This window comes from Mucilaginibacter sp. P4_G9, assembly GCF_056400985.1.
The window spans coordinates 1-22,243 of sequence record NZ_JBFUKF010000049.1; the positions used below are offsets into that span (position 1 = coordinate 1).

Annotated in this window: 15 protein-coding genes and 1 pseudogene; 10 read left to right on the forward strand and 6 right to left on the reverse strand. The window is 42.3% G+C overall.

Features of this window, described 5'->3' with window-relative positions:
* Positions 1 to 180 precede the first annotated feature (180 nt).
* Positions 181 to 1,764: a S41 family peptidase gene (locus tag AC1DPZ_RS07005; protein WP_477402187.1), complete on the reverse strand. Its 1,584-nt coding sequence runs from the start codon at positions 1,762 to 1,764 to the stop codon at positions 181 to 183.
* Positions 1,765 to 1,865: 101 nt separating this feature from the next.
* Here AC1DPZ_RS07005 and murQ point away from each other — a divergent pair, with 101 nt between their 5' ends.
* Both murQ and AC1DPZ_RS07015 read left to right on the forward strand, forming a co-directional pair.
* Positions 1,866 to 2,675 (forward strand): N-acetylmuramic acid 6-phosphate etherase, encoded by an 810-nt coding sequence (murQ, locus tag AC1DPZ_RS07010; protein WP_477402189.1) that lies wholly within the window; start codon positions 1,866 to 1,868, stop codon positions 2,673 to 2,675.
* 91 nt (positions 2,676 to 2,766) lie between these two features.
* Entirely contained in the window at positions 2,767 to 3,333 is a 567-nt protein-coding gene (locus AC1DPZ_RS07015; RefSeq protein WP_477402190.1) for a hypothetical protein, read from the forward strand.
* A 93-nt stretch (positions 3,334 to 3,426) separates the two neighbouring features.
* On the opposite strand, the gene AC1DPZ_RS07020 is transcribed toward AC1DPZ_RS07015, so the two are convergent.
* Positions 3,427 to 4,722 (reverse strand): D-alanyl-D-alanine carboxypeptidase/D-alanyl-D-alanine-endopeptidase, encoded by a 1,296-nt coding sequence (locus AC1DPZ_RS07020; RefSeq protein WP_477402191.1) that lies wholly within the window; start codon positions 4,720 to 4,722, stop codon positions 3,427 to 3,429.
* Between the two features lie 233 nt (positions 4,723 to 4,955).
* On the opposite strand from AC1DPZ_RS07020, the gene AC1DPZ_RS07025 reads away from it, so the two are divergent.
* Together AC1DPZ_RS07025 and AC1DPZ_RS07030 are read left to right on the forward strand one after the other, a co-directional pair.
* Positions 4,956 to 6,059 carry an aspartyl protease family protein gene (locus AC1DPZ_RS07025; RefSeq protein ID WP_477402192.1) on the forward strand — a complete coding sequence of 368 codons (1,104 nt, stop codon included), beginning with the start codon at positions 4,956 to 4,958 and terminating at the stop codon, positions 6,057 to 6,059.
* Between the two features lie 87 nt (positions 6,060 to 6,146).
* A complete protein-coding gene (locus AC1DPZ_RS07030; RefSeq protein ID WP_477402194.1) occupies positions 6,147 to 8,792 on the forward strand; it encodes a zinc-dependent metalloprotease in 2,646 nt (881 codons plus the stop codon).
* 138 nt (positions 8,793 to 8,930) lie between these two features.
* On the opposite strand, the gene AC1DPZ_RS07035 is transcribed toward AC1DPZ_RS07030, so the two are convergent.
* A complete protein-coding gene (locus AC1DPZ_RS07035) occupies positions 8,931 to 9,203 on the reverse strand; it encodes a hypothetical protein (protein ID WP_477402196.1) in 273 nt (90 codons plus the stop codon).
* Between the two features lie 204 nt (positions 9,204 to 9,407).
* On the opposite strand from AC1DPZ_RS07035, the gene AC1DPZ_RS07040 reads away from it, so the two are divergent.
* Complete coding sequence (locus AC1DPZ_RS07040) at positions 9,408 to 10,268, forward strand: hypothetical protein (protein ID WP_477402197.1); 861 nt, start codon at positions 9,408 to 9,410, stop codon at positions 10,266 to 10,268.
* 213 nt (positions 10,269 to 10,481) lie between these two features.
* Positions 10,482 to 13,430: an outer membrane beta-barrel protein gene (locus tag AC1DPZ_RS07045; protein ID WP_477402199.1), complete on the forward strand. Its 2,949-nt coding sequence runs from the start codon at positions 10,482 to 10,484 to the stop codon at positions 13,428 to 13,430.
* 63 nt (positions 13,431 to 13,493) lie between these two features.
* On the opposite strand, the gene AC1DPZ_RS07050 is transcribed toward AC1DPZ_RS07045, so the two are convergent.
* Positions 13,494 to 13,868 carry a response regulator gene (locus tag AC1DPZ_RS07050; RefSeq protein ID WP_477402200.1) on the reverse strand — a complete coding sequence of 125 codons (375 nt, stop codon included), beginning with the start codon at positions 13,866 to 13,868 and terminating at the stop codon, positions 13,494 to 13,496.
* Between the two features lie 239 nt (positions 13,869 to 14,107).
* On the opposite strand from AC1DPZ_RS07050, the gene AC1DPZ_RS07055 reads away from it, so the two are divergent.
* Both AC1DPZ_RS07055 and AC1DPZ_RS07060 read left to right on the forward strand, forming a co-directional pair.
* On the forward strand, positions 14,108 to 15,517 hold the full coding sequence (locus AC1DPZ_RS07055) for a glycoside hydrolase family 30 protein (protein WP_477402201.1): 1,410 nt from the start codon (positions 14,108 to 14,110) through the stop codon (positions 15,515 to 15,517).
* 32 nt (positions 15,518 to 15,549) lie between these two features.
* Positions 15,550 to 17,325, forward strand: a complete 1,776-nt coding sequence (locus tag AC1DPZ_RS07060; protein ID WP_477402202.1) for a cellulase family glycosylhydrolase — start codon at positions 15,550 to 15,552, stop codon at positions 17,323 to 17,325.
* Positions 17,326 to 17,900: 575 nt separating this feature from the next.
* Here AC1DPZ_RS07060 and AC1DPZ_RS07065 read toward each other — a convergent pair.
* Positions 17,901 to 18,386: pseudogene (locus AC1DPZ_RS07065) on the reverse strand (magnesium chelatase subunit ChlI family protein); the annotation flags it as partial.
* 35 nt (positions 18,387 to 18,421) lie between these two features.
* Here AC1DPZ_RS07065 and AC1DPZ_RS07070 point away from each other — a divergent pair.
* Together AC1DPZ_RS07070 and AC1DPZ_RS07075 are read left to right on the forward strand one after the other, a co-directional pair.
* Positions 18,422 to 18,850, forward strand: a complete 429-nt coding sequence (locus AC1DPZ_RS07070; RefSeq protein WP_477402204.1) for a helix-turn-helix domain-containing protein — start codon at positions 18,422 to 18,424, stop codon at positions 18,848 to 18,850.
* Between the two features lie 264 nt (positions 18,851 to 19,114).
* Positions 19,115 to 19,909, forward strand: a complete 795-nt coding sequence (locus AC1DPZ_RS07075) for a hypothetical protein (RefSeq protein ID WP_477402206.1) — start codon at positions 19,115 to 19,117, stop codon at positions 19,907 to 19,909.
* A gap of 480 nt (positions 19,910 to 20,389) precedes the next feature.
* Here the strand turns inward: AC1DPZ_RS07075 and AC1DPZ_RS07080 are convergent, their stop codons facing one another.
* On the reverse strand, positions 20,390 to 21,928 hold the full coding sequence (locus AC1DPZ_RS07080; RefSeq protein WP_477402208.1) for a YifB family Mg chelatase-like AAA ATPase: 1,539 nt from the start codon (positions 21,926 to 21,928) through the stop codon (positions 20,390 to 20,392).
* Between the last annotated feature and the right edge of the window lie 315 nt (positions 21,929 to 22,243).

Consider the following 22,243-nt stretch of genomic DNA (forward strand, 5'->3'; position numbering starts at 1 on the left):
AAACTGCAGATGTGCTGATTTCAAATGTGCAGATATACAGATGATTTTTTGATTGGTTCTGAATGGTTTTCTGAACCGGAATCCATTAACATGTCATATAGATTGAAAAGGAAGGTTTTGTACGCTTTATACATTGCTTTTTCATCTGCACACTTGCACATCTGAGATCTGCACATTTAACTATTGCTCCAGCGCTTTTTTAAACGCCACGTCGTTATCGTTCATCACTTCCTGAAAAGCGTTATCGCCCCATTTAAATCTTACCGCGCTGGCTTTTATAATGCTTTTGATGTAGTTTTTTGATAGCAGCAACTCGCGCGAATCCATTTCCTTTAAGGTTTGAGAAGCGTATAGGATAAAGTTATGGAGCTCATCATCACTTACCGAGTAACGTTTAATAAAGTCGTCGCCGGTTGTGTATTTATCCAGTGTTGGCAGCATCCTGTCTATCACGTAGGCCGAAAACAACTGCTGTTCGCTTAGGCTTTGCAATACCTGGGTGTTTTGTGTGGTATCGGCAGATACAAAAATATCGGGCATAATGCCGCCGCCGCTGTAAACCTTACGGCCACCCGTGGTATGGTATGATGATCCTTTAAAAACGGTATCGTTCCGGTTACTTTGTTCAGAAAACAACTCGCCTTTTCGCATACGCTGAGCAAGCTCGTTGCGGTAACTATCTAACCCCCCTTTGTATGATTTTTGTATCGACCGGCCGGATGGAGTATAATAACGTGCTACGGTTAAATTAACAGCCGAGCCATCGCCGAAAGGGAATTGCTGTTGTACCAGCCCCTTGCCAAACGACCTGCGACCAACAATAGTTGCCCTGTCCAGGTCCTGCAATGCGCCTGCCAGTATCTCACTTGCCGATGCCGAGTATTCATCTATCAATACAGTAACCTTACCCTGCTGAAAAGCGCCCGAATCTGTAGCAAAATAATCTGTGCGCGGTTCATGGATCCCTTTGGTGTATACTATCAGTTTGCCTTTACCCAAAAATTCGTCAGCTAATGATGTGGCCGCACTTAAATAGCCTCCACCATTACCGCGCAGGTCAAGCACCAGTTTGCTCATGCCATCAGCTTTGAGCTTTTTAAGCGCGTTGCGAAAATCAATATCGGTAGTGGCGGCAAACTTGCTGATTTTGATATAGCCTGTATTTGCGTTGGCCATATAAGCCGCATTTATACTACTGATATCAACCCGGCCACGCTTCATGATATAGGGCCTGGTACCTTTGCCATTTGTATTGGCTACATCCATAACTAAGGTAGCATTCTTTTCGCCCCTGAAAGCGTCATTAACCCTATCGGCGGTAAGTTTAGTGCCCGAGAATTTTTTATGATCAACATTAATAACTTTGCTGCCCACCGATAAGCCTGCTTTGGCCGCCGGGCCGCCGGCATAAACCTGCGTAATTATCAGCGTATCGCGCAGCAGCTGGTATTCAATACCAATGCCGTTAAAACCTCCTTCTAAACGCTCGTTGATACTTTGGGCCTGCTGCGGTGGTAGGTAAAGCGAATGAGGATCCAGGTTTTGAAGCAGTTCATTAATAGACGCTCCTTCAATGCTGTCAACGTTTACGCTGTCAACATAGTTTTGGCCAACAAGGTTTAAAACCTGCGAAAGCTTATCACTCCCGGAAAATGAAAAACCAAGGCCACGGTCGACATTATTCCTACTGATCCACAATCCAATAGTAACACCCATCAACAACAGAATCAGCGTCCTGAAAATTATCCCCGCAGTCTTTTTCATATTCAACAAACAAAGTTAATCAATGCTTAACCAATAATTTTTATCGGCAGCCTTTCATTTGATGTTTTTTACCGAATTTTGTTATAAATTATTTGATATTAATGGAAACCATCACCGAAAGGGAGTCGCATTATAATAACCTGGAGCTGCAATCAGTAAGAGAAATACTTGAAAACATCAACAAGGAAGATCAAACTGTGCCGCGGGCGGTTGCCCAATCATTGCCGCAAATTGAGAAACTGGCAACTGTAACAGCAGCGCGAATGAAGGAAGGTGGGCGTTTATTTTACATAGGTGCAGGCACCAGCGGCCGTTTAGGGGTGGTTGATGCTTCGGAGTGTCCGCCTACGTTTGGTGTTCCGTTTGATATGGTGGTGGGTATTATCGCAGGAGGGGACTATGCCATACGTAAAGCGGTTGAATTTGCCGAAGATAATACGGAACAGGCATGGAAAGACCTTTTGGAATTTAATATAAACGATAAGGATGTTTTAGTTGGTATAGCGGCATCCGGCACTACACCTTATGTAATTGGCGGGCTAAAAATGGCCCGGCAGCATCATATAGTTACCGGTTGTATAGTTTGCAATAGCGGTAGCCCGGTTGCAGCAGCTGCTCAATATCCGGTTGAGGTAGTTACAGGTCCCGAGTTTTTAACAGGATCAACCAGGATGAAGGCTGGTACTGCCCAAAAGCTGGTTTTAAATATGCTGAGCACCAGTGTAATGATACAGCTGGGTCGCGTTAAGGGAAATAAAATGGTTGATATGCAGTTAAGCAATGATAAGCTTATTAACCGGGGCACACACATGGTTATGGACGAAACCGGGCTTAATGAAGAAGAGGCCGCTGTTTTACTAAAAAAATACGGGAGCGTGAGAAGTGCGGTTGAGCACTATAACAATGATTAATTAATTTGCAGATAGGCAGATTTTAGATGTGCAAATGATTTTGACTTACATATTCTACAATCTGTATATCTGCATATCTGAAATCTGAAAAATGCACGAGATTGAACCATATTATCGCTGGAGAGACGATTACATCGCATCGGAAGATGAGTATTCGCCTTTTTATGCTACAGAATATAGCGAATTTGAATTTGATAAACAGGTGTACAATTACCTGCTGCATCCGCAATGGGATTCCTTTGGCTCTAACACGCTTTATATGAAAGTGCTTTTTGCCGACTATGAAAAGGGTTATACCATTATAGAATTTATTGGCGAATGGAACGATGCCATCAATAACGACATCATGATGCTTAAGCGCGAGATTCTGGAGCTGATGATAGACAATGGTATCAATCGATTTATCCTGATAGGTGAAAACATATTGAACTTTCACTCATCTGATGATTGTTATTACGAAGAGTGGTTTCAGGATGTTGAAGATGGCTGGATAGCTGGCATCAATTTCCGCGAACATGTAATTGACGAATTTAAACGGAACAATATCGATTACTACATCAACTTTGGTGGTCAGCTTGATGACCTCGGCTGGCGCAGCTTAAAACCTATACAGGTATTTAAAAAGGTGGAAGAACAGATGGTGAAGAGGCTGAATTAGAACAGTCCCACCCAACCCTCCGCGGTAGGGTGGGCTAAAAATAAACCAGCAAAAAGGCTCCCCGCCAACTGGCGGGAGATTTAGAGGGGTTCTTCAATACGCCTCATGTATCCACGTCATCACCCTCACCATTTCATTTCTGATCTCTTTTGTTGGCCGGGTAAAATTGTTGTTCATGAACGAGAAAGCCAGCCGCTTTCCTTTCCTGGTTACCAGGTAACCACTTTGGTTATAATTATTGGAGAGTGAACCTGTTTTAGCCCAAACAAATGCCTTTCCGCTATCTGTTTTATAGGCGTTTTTGATTGTTCCGGTTAATCCTCCCGCGGGCATCAGGCTATGCAAAAGCGAATCGTTTTTTACTTCGTCATCAATTTTACAAAGCAGCTTTACAATGCTTCGTGGAGTAAACAGGTTATAACGCGAAAGGCCCGATCCATCAACCCATTGCGGCGCGTCGGGCAGATCTTTGAAGAAATTGGCCTTAGCATAATTAATAACAGAGTCTTTATTTAGTGTATTAAACTTTACCGATGAGCAAACCAGCAGCAATTGTTCGGCAATAAAATTATCGCTGGGCTGCAGCATGCGGCGGTATACCGAATCGGCATTGGTATTATAAATTGTTTTTGCATTATTACTTATGGGCAGCCGGGCTAAGTAAACCGGCTTTTTCAAAGTATCCTCCAATAAAGCTTTAGTCAGCATATCACTCGTTTTCCACGGAACCTGTTGCTCAAATTTTGCAGGGATAGCCGTCTCGGGATAAACAAAATTATTGCTTAAAAAGTCTCTCTTTACTTTAAAACCTGCCGGGTGGTAATCTGCATCCCGGTTCAGGTACCTTTTAAAATAGTTGGGTTTCGTCTGCATATTTCCGTCATTATCGGCATACAACAGGGCTTCATTATCTTCAATTGGCAATGCAGTAATTTCAACCTGGTAATCATCATTATAATCATTCCATCCCCATCCCGGGCCAAAAAAATCACCGGTGTAGCCGGTTGTTGAATAGTATAGTTTTTTATTGCTGTTTTGTAAAAACTTCAGCCCGTTAATTCCTTTCAGGTCGCTGTGCAGGAATGACGGATCTCCAGTTCCCCAAAACACCAGCGAATCATTGCGCACTTCGTACTTAAGTGCCGGGATCGAATCGCCCAGCATTTTAAGGCAGGTATAAAAAGTAAACAATTTAGCATTTGATGCCGGGGTAAAATATTTGTCGGAATTTAACTCAAACACCATCTTTTTTTTGTCCAGGTCGTATAAAGCAAAACCTGTAAAATGATCATTGGAGATCTGCGAATGCGCAAACTGCTTTTTTATGCTTCGTTTATTTATTGAACGGCTTTGAATACTGCAACTCCCCAATAATAAAACGGAAATCATTAGCAGAAATGTAAATGTTGTGCTCCGCATAAATATTTATCTATTTAACCAATTAATGTTGTAAATTTAATATTACCAATTATACCAAATTGTTACTTAAGCTATTTCATAAATTAAAGCATTTTCGGGCACTGTGGCTAATGTGTTTACTTACATTTTGTTTCACATCGGTCTGTGCACAATACTTTGATCTTGAAACGCGTAAAAAAAAGGTGACCATCCCTTTTAAACTTGTGCGTAACCTTTTGGTAATAAAATTAAGTATTAATAATAAAGGCCCCTTTAATTTTATATTAGATACCGGCGTGGGGCTTATGATCATAACCGACCCCAAATTAGTTGATTCTATTAGTATCCCCAATAAACGCACCTTGAAAATTCCGGGCCTTGGCGAAGGCGCAGATGCCGAAGCTTATGTTACCTCGGCTTTAAATATTCAAATACCTGGTTTGGTAAGCTATGATGTAGCCGCAGCTATATTAAAAAAAGATCTTTTTAGCTTATCGGGCTATGCCGGGATGCCTATACATGGCCTTATTGGGTACGAGTTTTTTAATAACCTGGCCGTCAAGATCGATTTCCAGGATAGTACCGTTACTGTTTGCAGGCCAAAAGATCTCAAAGTTTTCAGAAAAGGTACACAGATACCTATTACTGTTGAAGACAGGAAACCTTACGTAACTGGGAAGGTTATAGTACATGGAGGTAAGGAAATTAATAGTAAGCTGGTTATTGACCTTGGTGCCGGACACCCGGTATCGTTAGAAAAGTTTATTCCGTTATATGGCCTGCCGCAGAAATTTATTTCGTCGGCCAACCTGGGCATAGGTTTAAACGGGCCTATAACCGGCTTTATTGCACGTTTAGACGCACTTGAAATAGGCAAGTTTAAAATAAAGGGAATCATATCATCTTTCCCCGATACAGACAATAACCAGACCCTTCTTTCGGTGCCCAGGGATGGCAACCTGGGTATTGGTGTGCTTAAACGCTTCTCGGTTATTTTGGATTATACCGGCAATGCAATGTATTTAAAGCCCAACAGCAATTTTAAAGAGCCCTTTGAACATGATATGAGCGGTATTGAATATTATGCGGCAGGTAAAAATCTGGAACGGATAATTATAAACCGCATTGAGCCTGGTTCTGCAGGTGACGAGATTGGGCTTGAAAGAGATGACGAGATAGTGGCCATAAATTTTAAGCCGGTATCAAAAATGAGCCTTGAAGAAATTGATGAGTTATTTAAATCAAGAAACGACAGGAGCCTGTTGCTCGATATTTATCATGATAAAAAGCTCGACAAAGTGGTGCTCACACTAAAACGCCGTATTTGATTTTTTTCTTTTTGTGTAATTAAACAATTACGGTTACTAAAAAGGGCAAACTTTTGTATAAGTTTACGTTTAAACTATAGTAATTAAATGAAGAAAAAACCATTGGCAGGTCAATATATACGTGGCGCTGCATTTATGTTAGCTGTTTTAGCAGCTTCCTGCGTCACTAAAAAACAAGCGGCAAACCAAACCTTAACTCTTAAAACCACTGCCGGTCCTGGTGGAACCACAACTACTGCCACCGTTAGCGGTGCCCCCAAAAAAGAAGGTATTAAGAAATTTAGCGACCTGATTACCGGTAAAATAAAAGCAGATAGCGGTCTTTTCAATACTTACAAGGTTGATGGCAAGTACTACTACGAAATTCCGGATTCATTATTAAACCGCGAAATGCTGGTGGTAACCCGTTATATACAAACGCCAACCGGCCTAAAAACATTTGGTCAGCAATATGGCGGAGAGGAGCTAAACAATCAGGTATGGAAATGGGAGCGTCACGATAAGCAGGTTTTTATTCGTGTTCCAAGTTTTTCTGTAAGGGCAGATAGTACGTCGGATATGTACCAATCCGTTAAAAACTCAAACCTTGACGCCGTTTTGGCCTCTTTTGATATAAAAGCCTTTAATAAAGATACCACCGGTGTTTTGATTGATGTGTCTGATTTTTACAATGGCGATATTGCGGCAATCGGTTTATCTGATGATGTAAAAAAGGCATATAAAATTTCTGGGGTTGATGCAACACGATCATATATTGATACCATTAAAAGCTTCCCGATAAATTTAGAAGCCCGCACCTTAAAAACGTACCGTTCTGGCGAGTCGCCTACCGATAACAGTAACGGAGCTGTAACTTTTGAGTTAAATACATCTATGTTATTATTGCCCAAAACACCTATGAAAGCCCGTATCAGCGATATAAGGGTTGGTTTTTTTGGCCAGCGCCAAACCGATTATGGTACCGATAAGCAAAAATCAGAAGTAACTGCCTATATCCACCGCTGGAAGCTGGAACCTAAAGATCCCGCGGCTTATGAACGTGGTGAACTTGTTGAGCCTAAAAAACAAATTGTATATTATATTGATCCGGCTACGCCAAAAAAATGGGTACCATACCTTATAGCAGGTATAAACGATTGGAATAAAGCTTTTGAAGCCGCCGGTTTTAAAAATGCAATTACAGGCAAAGAGGCCCCAACAAAAAAACAGGATCCCGAATTTAGCACAGAAGATGCGCGCTACAGCGTTATCCGTTATTTTGCTTCTGATGTTGAAAATGCCTACGGTCCTCACGTATCCGATCCGCGCAGCGGCGAAATACTGGAAAGCCACGTAGGATGGTATCATAACGTGATGAGTTTACTGCGCGATTGGTACCTGGTACAAACCGCAGCTGTTAACCCGGCCGCGCGCAAACCCCAGTTTACCGATGCACAAATGGGGGAGCTCATTCGGTTTGTATCATCGCATGAAATTGGTCATACGCTTGGTTTGCCACACAACTTTGGCTCAAGCTATGCTTACCCAGTTGATTCATTGCGTTCAAAATCGTTTACAGATAAACATGGCACAGCTCCGTCTATTATGGACTATGCACGTTTTAATTATATAGCACAACCTGGCGATGGTGTAACACATCTTTATCCTCAAATTGGCGAATATGATCTGTGGTCGATAAAATGGGGCTATAGCTGGTTCCCCGGCAACAAAACCGCAAACCAGGAAAAAGAGATCTTAGCCGACTGGACCACTAAAAAAGCGGGCGACCCCATTTATTATTTTGGCAGACAAGGAACCTCTATCGATCCGCGTTTGCAAAACGAAGACCTGGGCGATAACGCGATGAAGGCAGGCAGCTATGGTATTGCCAACCTAAAACGTATTTTGCCTAACCTTGAAAAATGGACCTACCAAAAAGGCGAGGGATTTGATGATGTGAGCGAATTGTATAATGAGGTTTTAGGTCAGTATTACCGGTATATGGGTCATGTGACTACCAACATTGGCGGTATGAATGAAAATTTTAAAACTTATGAGCAAAAAGGCCCCGTTTATGATTTTGTGAGCCAAAATCTGCAACATGATGCGGTTGATTTCTTAAATAAGCAACTATTTTCCACTCCATACTGGCTTATTAATAAAGCCGAACTAAGCAAGTTTGATAATGGTATTATGTACAATCGCATTAAAGGTCTGCAAATTGGCATGCTGGCAAACGTTCTTAATCCTTCAAGACTTGCCCGGATGTATGATAACGAGGCGAAAAATGGTACCGCAGCTTATACTGTAACCCAGTTACTGAATGATCTTCGCCCCGGGATTTTTGGAGCGGGCAGGCCCGATGCCTTTAAACGTAACCTGCAACGTGGTTATATTGAAAACCTTAGAAGTTTATTAACCGATGATTTCAGGGGCTTTCCTGGCTTTCCGCCGCAGGTACTGGCTTCTTTTGGGTTAACGCCTATTAATATGGCATTATCAGATATCAGACCTATGGTACGTGCAGAGTTAAAGAAAATTGATGCTGGTTTGCCAAAAGGTGGGGATGCTTTAACAGCTGCTCATTACGCCGATCTTAAACTCAGGATAAAAGAAGCATTAAATCCTACCAGGCCAATTGTTAACTTACCTGGCGTTGGCACTATCCGAACTATAAATGCTGATGAAATTATGAAGGAAATTAACGGTAACGGCTACATGAACTGCTGGCCAAAAACAAATGTGGATAACTAATTTGTTCTGATTAGTTAAAATTCTTCGCAAAAAAAAGACCTGCTTAAAAGCTAAGCAGGTCTTTTTTTTATATGGCATATGATAACGCCTTATAAGGAATGTTTTATTTCCTCAATAACATCCGTAATTAAGTCAGTACTATTTAAGCTGGCTAATGTTCTCAAAAAAAGCAACCTGCAGATCAAGCAGCGACTTTACATTTATTTTTTCGCCATAAGCATCAAAACAAAGAAATTTTGTGCTTTCAGGATGGTTTCTTTTGGCCTTTTCAAAAAAATTGAAGGTCTCAAAAAAGTAATGGTTTGTTGTAATATTATTTTTACCATTCGTTTGTGAGGCATTTAGCCTAAACCCTATTGCATCCATCCAATGGTGCACCTTGGCGTGTAAATTGTTGCTGATATTATTCATGAGGTAAATTTTTTTTAAGTATAACGAAAGTCTTTGGCTTTTTGTTGTTGCAATATTCAAACATTTTGTTTATTAAAATATTAGGTAACCCGGATATGCAAATACGGGCTGTTAACAAAAAAACTATTTGTGTCAATATTTTGTGAAACTAATTATCCACATATCCGTAAAACGTATTTATATACTACTTAAAATCATATTTTTATGAGAAGACTTCGACTTTTATTTACCGTTTTATTGGTTTGCACTATAAGTATGAATTCGTGCAAGAAAGATAAAACACCCGGACCAACCGGGGCTACCGGTGCTGATGGGGCACAGGGGCCAAAAGGAGACACTGGTGATACAGGAGCCCAGGGACCACAGGGAGCAACAACAGGCATACCCGGCCCAACAGGTGCAACCGGAGCAACCGGTGCCACAGGCGCAACCGGAGCCGCAGGGCCGCAAGGGGCTACAGGTGCAATCGGAGCAACTGGTGCCACAGGGCCGCAAGGAGCAACCGGCGCTACCGGACTACCAGGTGCCACCGGCGCAACAGGTCCTGCAGGCGCTACTGGAGCCACAGGACCGGCTGGCCCGCAAGGCCCCAGGGGAGCAACCGGCGCTACAGGAGCAGCTGGCGCTAACGGGGCAGCTGGCGCTAACGGGGCAACTGGTGCGACAGGAGCTACCGGACCACAGGGGCCCGCAGGAGCTGATGGGTCAACAAATATTAAAAGTTACATAATAACTAATCAAAACGTTAGTGCGGCAAGTGCTACCAGGCTTAACGTGCCGGCTATAACCCAGGAAATTGTTAACAGCGGGCTTGTTTTGGTATATTTAAGAGTAACAGGCACTACCAGTTTTTATTCTTTGCCGTTCGTCAGAATTACAAATAGCATATACCAATCTGATATAGGCGTAGGATTTGTTAATGTTATAGCTAATTTCAATTCACCGGGGTACGACTTTAAGGTAGTAGTAATACCTGGCGGATCGGTAACTACTTTACAGGTTACACATCCGGGCCTTAACTTTAAAAACTATAATGACGTAGCGTCAATACTGCATTTAAATTAACCTTATACACTGATCTTATAATTTACCAAGCTGGGCATCGCCCGGCTTTTTTTATTTAATATATGTAACAATAGTATGATTGATAGGTCTTTAGCTGCTCAATATGTAACAATTATATGTTTATTAAACAATTAACACTTTATAAGTTGAACATTTGCATCTTAATTGTGTCTATTTAAATTACAAAAAACACTTGCAAGCTAAACATACGTCATGAAACCCCTATTACTTTTTTTTAGCGTTATCCTTTTAAACATCACTGGCGCATATGCACAAACTACCCGCGATGTAAGCGGCGCCATTGCCGATACAACAAAGCAAACATTGCCCGGCAGCAGTGTTAAACTGGTAAGCAATACCGGCGATAGCACCCTCACCATTGCCGATGCAAATGGTAAATTTAACTTCCCGGGTGTTAAAGGCAGTAAAATAACACTCACCATATCGTCAATAGGCTTTACTGCTATTAAAAAACATTTTGCCCTTGATGATAATGATAAACCCATTGATCTGGGAACGATTATTTTAAAGGCCGAAACCAATGTGCTTAACCAGGTAAACATAGTTGGCGCAGCTAATCCGATTACGCTTAAAGAAGACACTGTTGTATACAACGCGGCAGCATATAAAGTGCGGGAAAATGCCCCGACAGAGGATTTGATAAAAAAACTGCCCGGCGTGGATGTTGACGTAAATGGAAATATTACTACACAGGGAAAGCAGGTTACCAAAGTGCGCATAAACGGCAAAGATTATATGGGGGGCGATGTGCAGAGCGCTACCAAAAACCTGCCCGCGGATATTATTGAAAATATCCAGATGATTGATGATTACGGCGACCAGGCAAATTTAACCGGCATTAAAACCGGCGACCCCACCAAAGTAATGAACATTACCATACGGAAGGATAAAAATTACGGATATACCGCCCAGGCTACCGCGGGAGATGGCCAGGACGCATTACCTCAGGACCAGGGCGTACCCAATAAAAACCGGTATATAGGCTCATTAAACGTTTTTAATTTTCATGGCGATCAGCAAATTGCTGTTCAGGGAAGCATCAATAATACCAATGTTAACACCTTTTCTTTCGGTACAACCGGCAGCGGTGGCGGCGGTGGTTTTGGCGGTGGCGGCGGCCGGGGTAATGCCGGGCGCGGCGGGGGCAACTCCGGTAGCCTGATTACAGCACAGAATGGTATCACCGATGCCAAATCAATCGGCGTGAACTTTCGCGATCAATGGGGCAAAAACCTTGGCGTATATGGAAGCTATAGCTTTGCTGATAATACCACAACAACCAATAACAATATCTTCCAGCAAAATACTTCGTCAGCCAATCCAAGTCAGCAGCAACAAAAAAGCCTCGAAAAGGATGAAAACATAAATCATCGTTTTAACTGGAACATGGAGTACAAGCCCGATACCGTGAACTACTTAAAAGTTACACCAACATTCTCCTACGGCGGTACAAACACCAATGAATCTGATGCCGTAAGCCTCACCCGGCAATCGGCAGTAACCTCGGCATACACTTCCACTACAAATGGCGATTCGCAGGCCCCAAATTATGGTATTACAGCGTTGTTTAACCATAGGTTTAAGCATCGCCGCAACTTAAGCATTTTTGCATCAGCAAGTTCGGCCCCAAGCTGGTCGTACCAAAACCCTGTTTATAACTACACGGTTTATACTGCTGATGAAACAAGGGTTCCGGATAACCAAACAATTAATACCTATAGCCGTACCAATAGCTATGGTATAAACCTATCTTATCTTGAGCCCTTAGGCAAGCGCTCTTACCTCGAGTTCAATTATGCGTTTAACCATGCTGTTACTATAAATAATAAAGAAACCGATACGTTAAGTAATACCGGCACATGGAATCAATACGATTTATTGAGTAACAAGTTTAACTACACCTTTACTACAAACAAGGTTGGTTTAAATTACCGCTTTATTGAAAAGAAATACAATTATACTTTTGGCCTTGGCGTGCAGCCTTCAACATTAGATGGAAATTCATTAACAGCGGGCATTCCACCAATACATAAAAATACCTTTAACATAATTCCTACCGCCCGTTTTATATACAACTACTCGCGAAGCAAAGCATTCAGCATTAATTATAATGGTTCAAATGCGGCGCCAACATTTAGTCAGTTGCAGCCGGTAGTAGATTTTTCAAACGCAACCTACCCGGTTGAAGGTAACCCCGAACTTAAACCCGCTTTTACAAACAACATATCCATCAGGTATAATAATTTTAGTTTTGCCACCGGTAATGTATTCTTTGCAAACTTCACATTCCAGAAAATCCAAAACCAGGTAGTAACCAATACCATTACCTCGAGCACATCAAACAGGATTTTTACACAATACTTAAACGCCGATGGCTTTTATAACTTAACAGGCCGTGTAACCTATGCCAAACCATGGGCCGAGCGTAAATACTCGCTTATTTTAAATGGTACTGCGCAGTATAACAACAACGTGGGTTATTTAACCAATGTTAATACAGATCCGCTTTTGGCAACGCCCGCAGAAATTACCGCGGCGCAGCAAAAAAACATTGCTAAAAACCTCGTCTTTACTCCCGAGGTACGATTTAGAGTTGATTTGACTAATATAATTGACGCGCAAGTTTTAACCAATTACACGGTTAACAATAGCAGCAATTCTGTAAAAAATAGCTTTAATGATGGCATTGCAAATGTAAGAACCTGGAATATAGGGCTTAATGGGAAAAATTATTTTGGCGATTGGGTATTTAGTTACGATTTTACAAAAGCAACCAATTATGGTTATGCATCAACTATCCAGGTAACCAACCCCAATATTTTAAATTTATATGTTGAGCGCCGCTTCCTTAAAAACAAGGTGGCTACAATCCGTCTTTCAGGATTTGATCTCTTCAATCAAAACACGGGCTTTACATCAACAACAACGGCCAGTTCTATTACACAATCAAGTGTTAACAGGCTTGCCCGTTATTACCTGCTGACCTTTACCCTGCGCCTGCAAAAATTTGCCGGTAAGGCGCCTACACAAGATATACGTGGCGAGAGGCAGCGCGGCGACCGCGGCGGTCCAGGTGGTGGAGGTCCCGGCGGCAGCGGTCCCGGGGGCCCTGGCGGTGGCGGACCGGGTATACCTCAATAGGCTTTAAACTAAAAGGCTCTATCTTTAACGGATAGGACCTTTTTAGCTTTGTTAAGTTGAATATTAATGCGTTACCAGCACCTTGTTTATTACATGCTCCAGTTCTTCCAGATCGAAAGGTTTGGCAAGATATGTTTGAGCCCCTGCATGGTTAGCCAGGATCTGGATATCGCTATTGGCCGAAAAATAGATCACGGGAATGTTTTTTAAAGCATCGGACTTTTTTAGGGTTTGCGTTGCGATAATGCCGCCGGCATCGGGGATCCAGTTATCCATCAGGATCACATCTGGCAAAATGCCCAATACTTTTTCGGTTATATTATTGCAATCGGTATAGGTATATACCTCCCAACCCTGTTCTTGTAAAATGTAACTACAGATAGAAAGGATGTCTTCGTCATCATCAAAAATGATGATTTTCTTAGTGGGTTTTTTCATTGGATAGCACAAGTGAAACTAAAAATTATTTTTAATAAAAACAAATAATTTAGCTTCTTGTTCCAACGGCCAAACTGTAGCTTCTATACCATAGCTTTGTGTACCAAACACACGTAATTTATTGGTTACTTAATAATTTACCGGTTTTTAATACAAAAACTATAATAAATTTACCAAACCAATTATTCGCCAGTCATTTAATCCTTTTTGTATAATGCATATGGCTTAATACTAAATCTATGAATAAATATATTAGTTCGGGTTTAATAATAACAGCGTTTTTTAGCGCAACAACCATCGCATCAGCTCAAAAAACCGCAACCGCCAATCTTTGGCTTACTAAAGCCGACAGATCTGTTTTGTTCGAAAAGCAGAAAGAAACCCTGAATTTTGAGACGGCCGGGGGTAATAATTTTACCATTACCGTTGATGATAAGCAAACCTACCAATCTATTGATGGTTTCGGGTTTGCCCTTACAGGTGGGAGCGCCATGCACATCATCCGTATGAGTGCCGACAGCCGCGCCGCATTATTAAAAAACCTTTTTGCTACCACCGAAAACAATATAGGGGTAAGTTATATCAGGTTGAGCATTGGTGCTTCTGACCTGAATGAAAAAGTTTTTTCATATGATGATATGCCAGATGGCCAAACCGATCCGTTATTAAAGCATTTTAACCTTGGCCCCGATAAGCAGGATGTGATCCCGGTAATGAAACAGATATTGGCTATCAATCCCCAAATAAAAATATTGGGCTCTCCATGGTCGCCTCCGGCATGGATGAAAACCAATAACGATACACGCGGTGGTCGCCTAAAACCCGAATATTGGAGTGCTTACGCCAAATACCTGGTTAAGTATATACAAGGCATGAAAGTGCAAGGCATTAACATTGATGCCATAACTGTGCAGAACGAGCCATTGCACCCCGGCAATAACCCCAGTTTATTAATGGTTGCCCCGGATCAAAGCGCGTTTATAAAAAACAATTTAGGTCCGGCATTTAAAGCGGCCGGCATCAAAACAAAAATTATTTTGTATGATCATAATGCCGACAGGCCCGATTACCCCATCTCTATTTTAAATGACCCGGCTGCCCGCAAATATATTGATGGCTCTGGCTTTCATTTATATGGAGGCGATATTGAAGCCTTAACTACTGTGCACAATGCCCACCCCGATAAGAACATTTATTTTACCGAGCAGATGGTAGTTGAGCCCGAGAATCAATCGACTATTGATATTGTATGGCCGGTTAAGCACCTTATTATTGGCGCTACCCGCAACTGGAGCCGCAATGTGCTGGAGTGGAACTTAGCTGCCGACCAGGATTACAAACCCTATACAGATAGGGGTGGCTGCCCATCGTGCCAGGGCGCGGTAACTATCAATAAAAACGAGGTAAAGAAAAACATTGCTTATTACGTTATCGCGCATGCCTCAAAATTTGTGCGGCCGGGATCGGTACGTATTGCATCCAACAATTCAGATAAATTATCAAACGTAGCCTTTAAAACGCCCGATGGCAAAAAGGTTGTAATTGTAGTTAATGCCGGCAGTACATCCCAGGATTTTAATATTCAATACAAGGGAAAAAATCTGGCTGCTCATTTAGATAAAGGGGCGGTAGGTACCTACATCTGGTAATTTTTAAATATAAACCTTTTATAATTTACACCATGCAACTCAAATCCGTTAAAAATATATTTTCTGCAAAGGGGCTATTGATGTTTGCCGCTGCTTCTTTTATTTCCATCCACATCCAGGCGCAACAAGGCTTTTTAAAAGCCGAGGGCAAAAAAATAGTAGACGAAAAAGGCAAAAACGTATTACTGCGCGGCATGGGCCTGGGTGGCTGGATGCTGCAGGAAGGGTACATGCTGCATGTGAACAAGGATAGCCGCCAATACCGCATTCGCGAACGGTTAGAGGAGCTGATGGGCCCTGCTGAGACCAAAGAATTTTATGATGCCTGGCTTGCCAACAATACCCGCAAAATAGATGTGGATTCGATGCATCGCTGGGGTTTTAATTCGGTGCGCCTGCCCATGCATTATAATTTGTACACACTGCCCATTGAAAAGGAGCCCGTTACCGGGCAAAATACATGGATAGATAAAGGTTTTAAGATGACAGATGCTTTGCTTTCCTGGTGCAAGGCCAACCACATGTATCTCATACTGGATCTGCATGCTGCACCCGGCGGACAGGGTAATGACCTGAATATTGCTGACCGAAATACGGATAACCCATCCATGTGGGACAGTGAGGCTAACAAACAAAAAATGATTGCCCTTTGGCATAAACTGGCCGACCGATATAAAAACGAATCTAATATTGCCGGTTACGACATCATCAATGAACCCAACTGGGGTTTCGACGATCCGGCAAATGATAAGAACGGGTTGAACGAAAAAAACAATGCACCTTTAAGAAAACTGATGGTTGATATTACAACTGCCATCCGCGAGGTTGATAAAAAGCACATTATTATTATAGAGGGCAACGGGTGGGGTAACAACTACAATGGCATATTACCTGCGTGGGATAAGAATATGGTGCTGAGCTTCCATAAATACTGGAATTATAACGATCAGAAATCGATTGAACGCATCATTAAAACCCGCGACCAATATAACATACCCGTATGGCTTGGCGAAACCGGCGAGAACTCAAACGTGTGGCTAACCGAAGCGATTGGCCTGTTGGAAAAAAACAATATCGGCTGGGCATTGTGGCCGCTTAAAAAGATGGGCAATAATAACCCTATCGAAATACCATCAAACTTAAATTACGATGATGTAACGCGCTACCTCAACACCGGAAAATTTAAGCCCAAAGAGAGCAACGTATACAGCGGAACATTAGAAATGGCAACCTATGCTAAACTGGAAAATGCCATTATTCACCATGATGTGATTGATGCCATTTTCAGGCAGCCTTTTACTACCGCTACAAAACCCTTTAAGGCAAATAAAGTAAGTAACGGTACTGTTATCAATGCGGTTGATTATGACCTGGGGCGTAACGGATACGCGTATTTTGATACTGATACTGCCGATTACCACGTATCAACCGGTAAGTACGGTAAAGGAAATAACGGTCATATTTACAGGAACGATGGTGTGGACATCAGTAAAGATTCTACTGGATATAACAGCTACTGCGTGAATGATATTGAAAAAGGCGAATGGTTGCAATACACGCTGAAAGTTATAACACCGGGTATATACTCAGTTAAGCTCAAGGTTGCATCAGCAGCCGATGATGGTAAATTATCGCTGAAAGTTAATGGAATAACTCAAACAATTGCAGTACCCCGCAGCGGCGGATTTAAAAAATGGCAGGTTATTACCTTAAAAAATATCCGCTTAAAAGCAGGGAGCAATAAGTTAAGGGTTTATGCGGATATGGGTGGCTTTAATTTCCATAACATGAAGTTTATAAACAGATAAAGAAGTTTTCGGCACAAGCATCATTCACTATTTGGTAAAAAGAATAAAATAACCCGATCAATAAATTAAAAAGCAAAAATTTAATTAAAAATATTCCTGTAGGCTGTGCAAATACTTTAGTTACTTTATAGTAGATTTGTTCTTAATCAATGGTAGTGAGGTAAACAAAATAGATATATTTTGTATCCCGTGACTATTGGCGACCTGAACCTTATTCTGCATTCCTATGATAGTGAGTACTTTACGCCTTATCTCTGAATATTTAAGTGTTGGAAATATTTGGCAAAATATAGCCTTTTATTCAATCTGTGCATTTTTATTAAAAATTTTAATGGTGGTACAGGTAGGGTTAAAAAAAAGATACAAGCAGAGTTAACTGTATCATTCTCATATTATCTAACTTCAATATTTTACGCTCAATTGAGCCAATCAACACTCATACGCCATTAATGTAGAAGCTAAAAGCAGAATGCACAAAGCTTTAAAGTAAAGCTAATAGATTGATTTTTCAATCTTATCTAAGCAATTTATGTGAATTTGATTAATAGATGCAATATAAACAGGAAATTGTGTTGTTACCCTGCCCAACCCTCTCTATCCAAACTCCTGAAGTGGATAGCCTCGGCTAAATGCTCCAGCTTTATTTCTTCACTGCCGGCGAGGTCGGCTATGGTGCGGGCTACTTTCAGGATGCGGTCATAGGCCCTGGCAGACAGGCCAAGCTTTTTCATGGCTTTTTTGAGCAGGGTTTGACCGGCGGCATCTATTTTACACAGGTCGCGCACCATTTGGGGGCTCATCTGGGCGTTAGCATGCAGGTCGGGGCGGTTACCAAAGCGTTCTATCTGGATCTCGCGGGCTTTTATTACCCGTTCGCGAATCTCCTCACTTTTTTCGGCCAGCCTGTCTGATGATAGCTCGGTAAAATTAACGGGTGTAACCTCGACATGCAGATCAATCCTATCCAACAACGGACCAGAGATCTTGCTCAAATATTTTTGCACCATTCCCGGCGGGCAAATACACTTCTTCTCCGGGTGGTTATAGTACCCACATAGGCATCCCTGTGAGAACATTTCTTTCACGCAGCAAGATAGTGAAAAAACCAAATGTTCCTCAATACAATAGCAACCCGCAACCTATCGGTGAACATATCAGAAAGAAGCGTATACAAAGCAAGATTGTGCAAAAAGTTGCAGCGGATCAGTTAGGGGTGGATGAAAATACTTTAACTGGTTGGGAGTTGGAACGTAACCAGCCCATGATGAAGTACTACCCGGCGATCATTTCCTTTCTTGGATATTATTCCCTGGAACACGAGACAGACAGTGTAGCAGGAAAACTTAAGCAGATACGATATTGTTACGGCCTCACCTTTAAGGAGTGCGCGCAACGACTGTCAATTTCCGTTGACGCAGCAATGCGGTGGGAACGAGGCAAACCTGTGGCGTATCTAAGCACAAGAAAACTAATCGAAGATGTGTGGCAACAACTACCAAACCGCCTGATGCAGCACCCCTCATAGGGGTGCTTTTTTGTGCCGAAAGAAGGCTGGCTTAATGGTTTTTGCTTATTGGCGAGTGTTACAAATGCTTAGGAGCCTAATTGTCATAGAAGACACCGCTGTTATGAGTGTCGGGATTGCTTTGCAAGAAGCTGGAACCTGTACGTTCATCAGTAATTTAATAAAGTATTTTTTAATTATCTTGACTTTAGACAAATATTATTAAGAATACCGCGTATTTTTAAATATTGTTTTGTATTTTCATCGAAATAAAACATATAAAATATGAACCTAAAAAACCGTATCGCGATTGTATTCGCACTATTCGTTATTGTTGGCATCGTGGCATGCACCAAACAGCAAGGCAGCAAGACTTCCAAAACCCCAGAAAGATTCCTGACAGATGCCCAAGTTACCCAAATCGGCTCGTTACATAACGAATACCTTTCTAAGTTGTTTACCTCTAAGCGGATCAGCATCAATGCACTTGGCACCTATTCAAGTTCGCAAAAGATTCAATCGCTTCACTTCGCACTCATGGACTTAAGCACTCCTGGTGTAAGTGACGCGCAGAAGGACAGCATGGTTAGCCAGCCGCAAATGAGCCTTGACTCGATCAAGGCGTCCATGGCAGACCCGCAAGCTTCAGCCATAATTGACGAGGCGACAAGCGACTTGGACAACATGCAAGACGTAGCCAGTCTTAGCACGCAGATTGCAGGACTGCAAAGCAAAGCCAAGGCGACCCTAACCGGAAGTCACCTTGACGTTGTATTAGTGTATTTGGAAGTTATGAACAAATCTTCGTACTTTTGGTCATCGGCTGACATTGGTGGCTCGGGAGAAGGAAGCACGGTATTGCAAAGCTTAAGGGGTACGAAAAATGTAGACGGCTTGAAATCCAATAAGGTCTCGACAGCCCGGAGAATCGTTGCGGCTGACGCGGCAGGAGCGGCGTCAACTCTGATAACCTCGGCATTCTTTGCAGCGTTTACAGGTCCAATTGCCCCTGTTTCATTTTTCGTTGGCGTAGGTGTTGGTGCGGCCGTTAGTTCAGGTCTTTCCGCACTTGGAATATAATTAAATTATCATCAATATGCACATGACAAAAACACTTCGAGTAATTATATACATTGCTATATATGCTTTCGTATCGGCAGGATTTTTGGCGATGAAAATATATTTCAAAGTTGAAGACGGCCATTCGTATAATATAAGTGAATTCAAGGCTGATATTCCCGGATCATTAATTATGGGACTTGTGCCCATGTTGATTCCTATAGTATTTTATTACTCCGTAACAAAAAGACGGAAGAATACAAATATACCTGTAATATAGGTGACGTCTTTATAAAAGTAAAAAGCCGCTTCGTTTATGTACGAAGCGGCTTTTTTATGATGCAAAAAAAACACCCTTCGCATGAAGGGTGATAGAAATCGCATTATATACCTTGATGCCATACCTCCTCGATGTCTTGGGTCATGGCTTTTTAATAAACCCTGCTGTCCGAAGTCTCCGACTACGGACCACTATGCCTTGAGACTCTGTCTCAACTATAATTATCCAGCCCAACCCTCTCTATCCAAACTCCTAAAGTGGATAGCCTCGGCTAAATGCTCCAGCTTAATTTCTTCGCTACCGGCAAGGTCGGCTATGGTGCGTGCTACTTTCAGAATGCGGTCGTAGGCCCGGGCAGACAGGCCAAGCTTTTCCATGGCTTTTTTGAGCAGGGTTTGACCGGCGGCATCTATTTTACACAGGTCGCGCACCATTTGGGGGCTCATCTGGGCGTTGGCATGCAGGTCGGGGCGGTTGCCAAAGCGTTCTATTTGGATCTCGCGGGCTTTTATTACCCGTTCGCGGATCTCCTCACTTTTTTCGGCCAGCCTGTCTGATGATAGTTCGGTAAAATTAACCGGTGTAACCTCCACATGCAGATCAATCCTATCCAACAATGGACYAGAGATCTTGCTCAGATACTTTTGCACCATCCCTGGTGGGCAAATACACTCCTTCTCCGGGTGGTTATAGTACCCACACGGGCAGGGATTCATACTTGCCACCAACATAAAACTCGAAGGATAATCAACTGTGAATTTAGCTCTTGATATAGTTACCTTGCGTTCTTCAAGCGGCTGGCGCATCACTTCCAGTGCACTGCGCTTAAACTCCGGTAATTCGTCTAAAAACAAAACGCCATTGTGGGCCAACGAAATTTCGCCGGGTGCCGGGTTGCTTCCTCCGCCTACTAAAGCCACATCCGAAATGGTATGGTGCGGACTCCTAAAGGGCCGTATGGTAACCAAAGCATCGGCGGCGGCAAGTTTTCCGGCTACAGAATGAATCTTGGTTGTTTCCAATGCCTCATACAAACTCAGCGGAGGCAAAATGGAAGGCAGCCTGCGGGCCAGCATGGTTTTGCCTGCCCCCGGCGGACCGATCAATATTACATTATGGCCTCCCGCAGCGGCAATTTCCAATGCGCGTTTAATGTTTTCCTGTCCCCGCACCTCGCTAAAATCGCTGTCGTAATTACAAAGGCTATCATAAAACTCCTCCCGGGTATTCACTACCACTTGTTCCAGTTTAACATCGCCATTAAAAAAACCAGCCACCTCTTTGATGCTTTCCACACCATAAACTTCCAGATCGTTTACTATGGCAGCTTCGCGCGCATTTTGTTTGGGGAGGATGAACCCTTTAAAGCCATCCTTGCGGGCCTGTATGGCAATAGGCAACGCGCCTTTAATAGGCTGTAGGCTACCATCAAGAGACAGTTCGCCCATGATGATATACTTATCCAGGTTCTCGGCATCTAACTGGCTGGAAGCGGCTAAAACGGCGGTGGCAATGGTAAGATCGTAAGACGAGCCTTCTTTTTTAATATCTGCAGGAGCCATGTTCACTACCACCTGCTGCCTGGGCATCCGGAAACCGCAGTTTTTTAAAGCCGAATCGATACGGAAATAGCTTTCTTTTATGGCCACATCGGGCAGGCCAACTATAAAATATTTAGTACCCGCTGCAATATTTACCTCAACTGTTATGGTGATAGCCTGAATACCATAAACCGCACTGCCAAAAGTTTTAACCAACACTATGATAAAGTTTAATCAAAGCGAAAGATAAAAATTTTTAATTATTGTATAGGCACAATATATATAAATGACTTTAAGGGAAAATATTCATCCCCCTGTAAGGCGCCGTTCTTAAATATATTATCTTTTTCTTGGAGGTATCAAAATCATCTCTTGCAAAATAGGATACAACGCTTTAAAATAATAAGCCCTTAAAGTAAACGGAGGGTTAACTTTAAGGGCATAAGGCAACAATGTTTTATAAAGGGTTAACTTTAAATTCGAAATTTGATCATCAGATACTGTTTACAAAAAGGAAAAAAATGCAGGAAATTA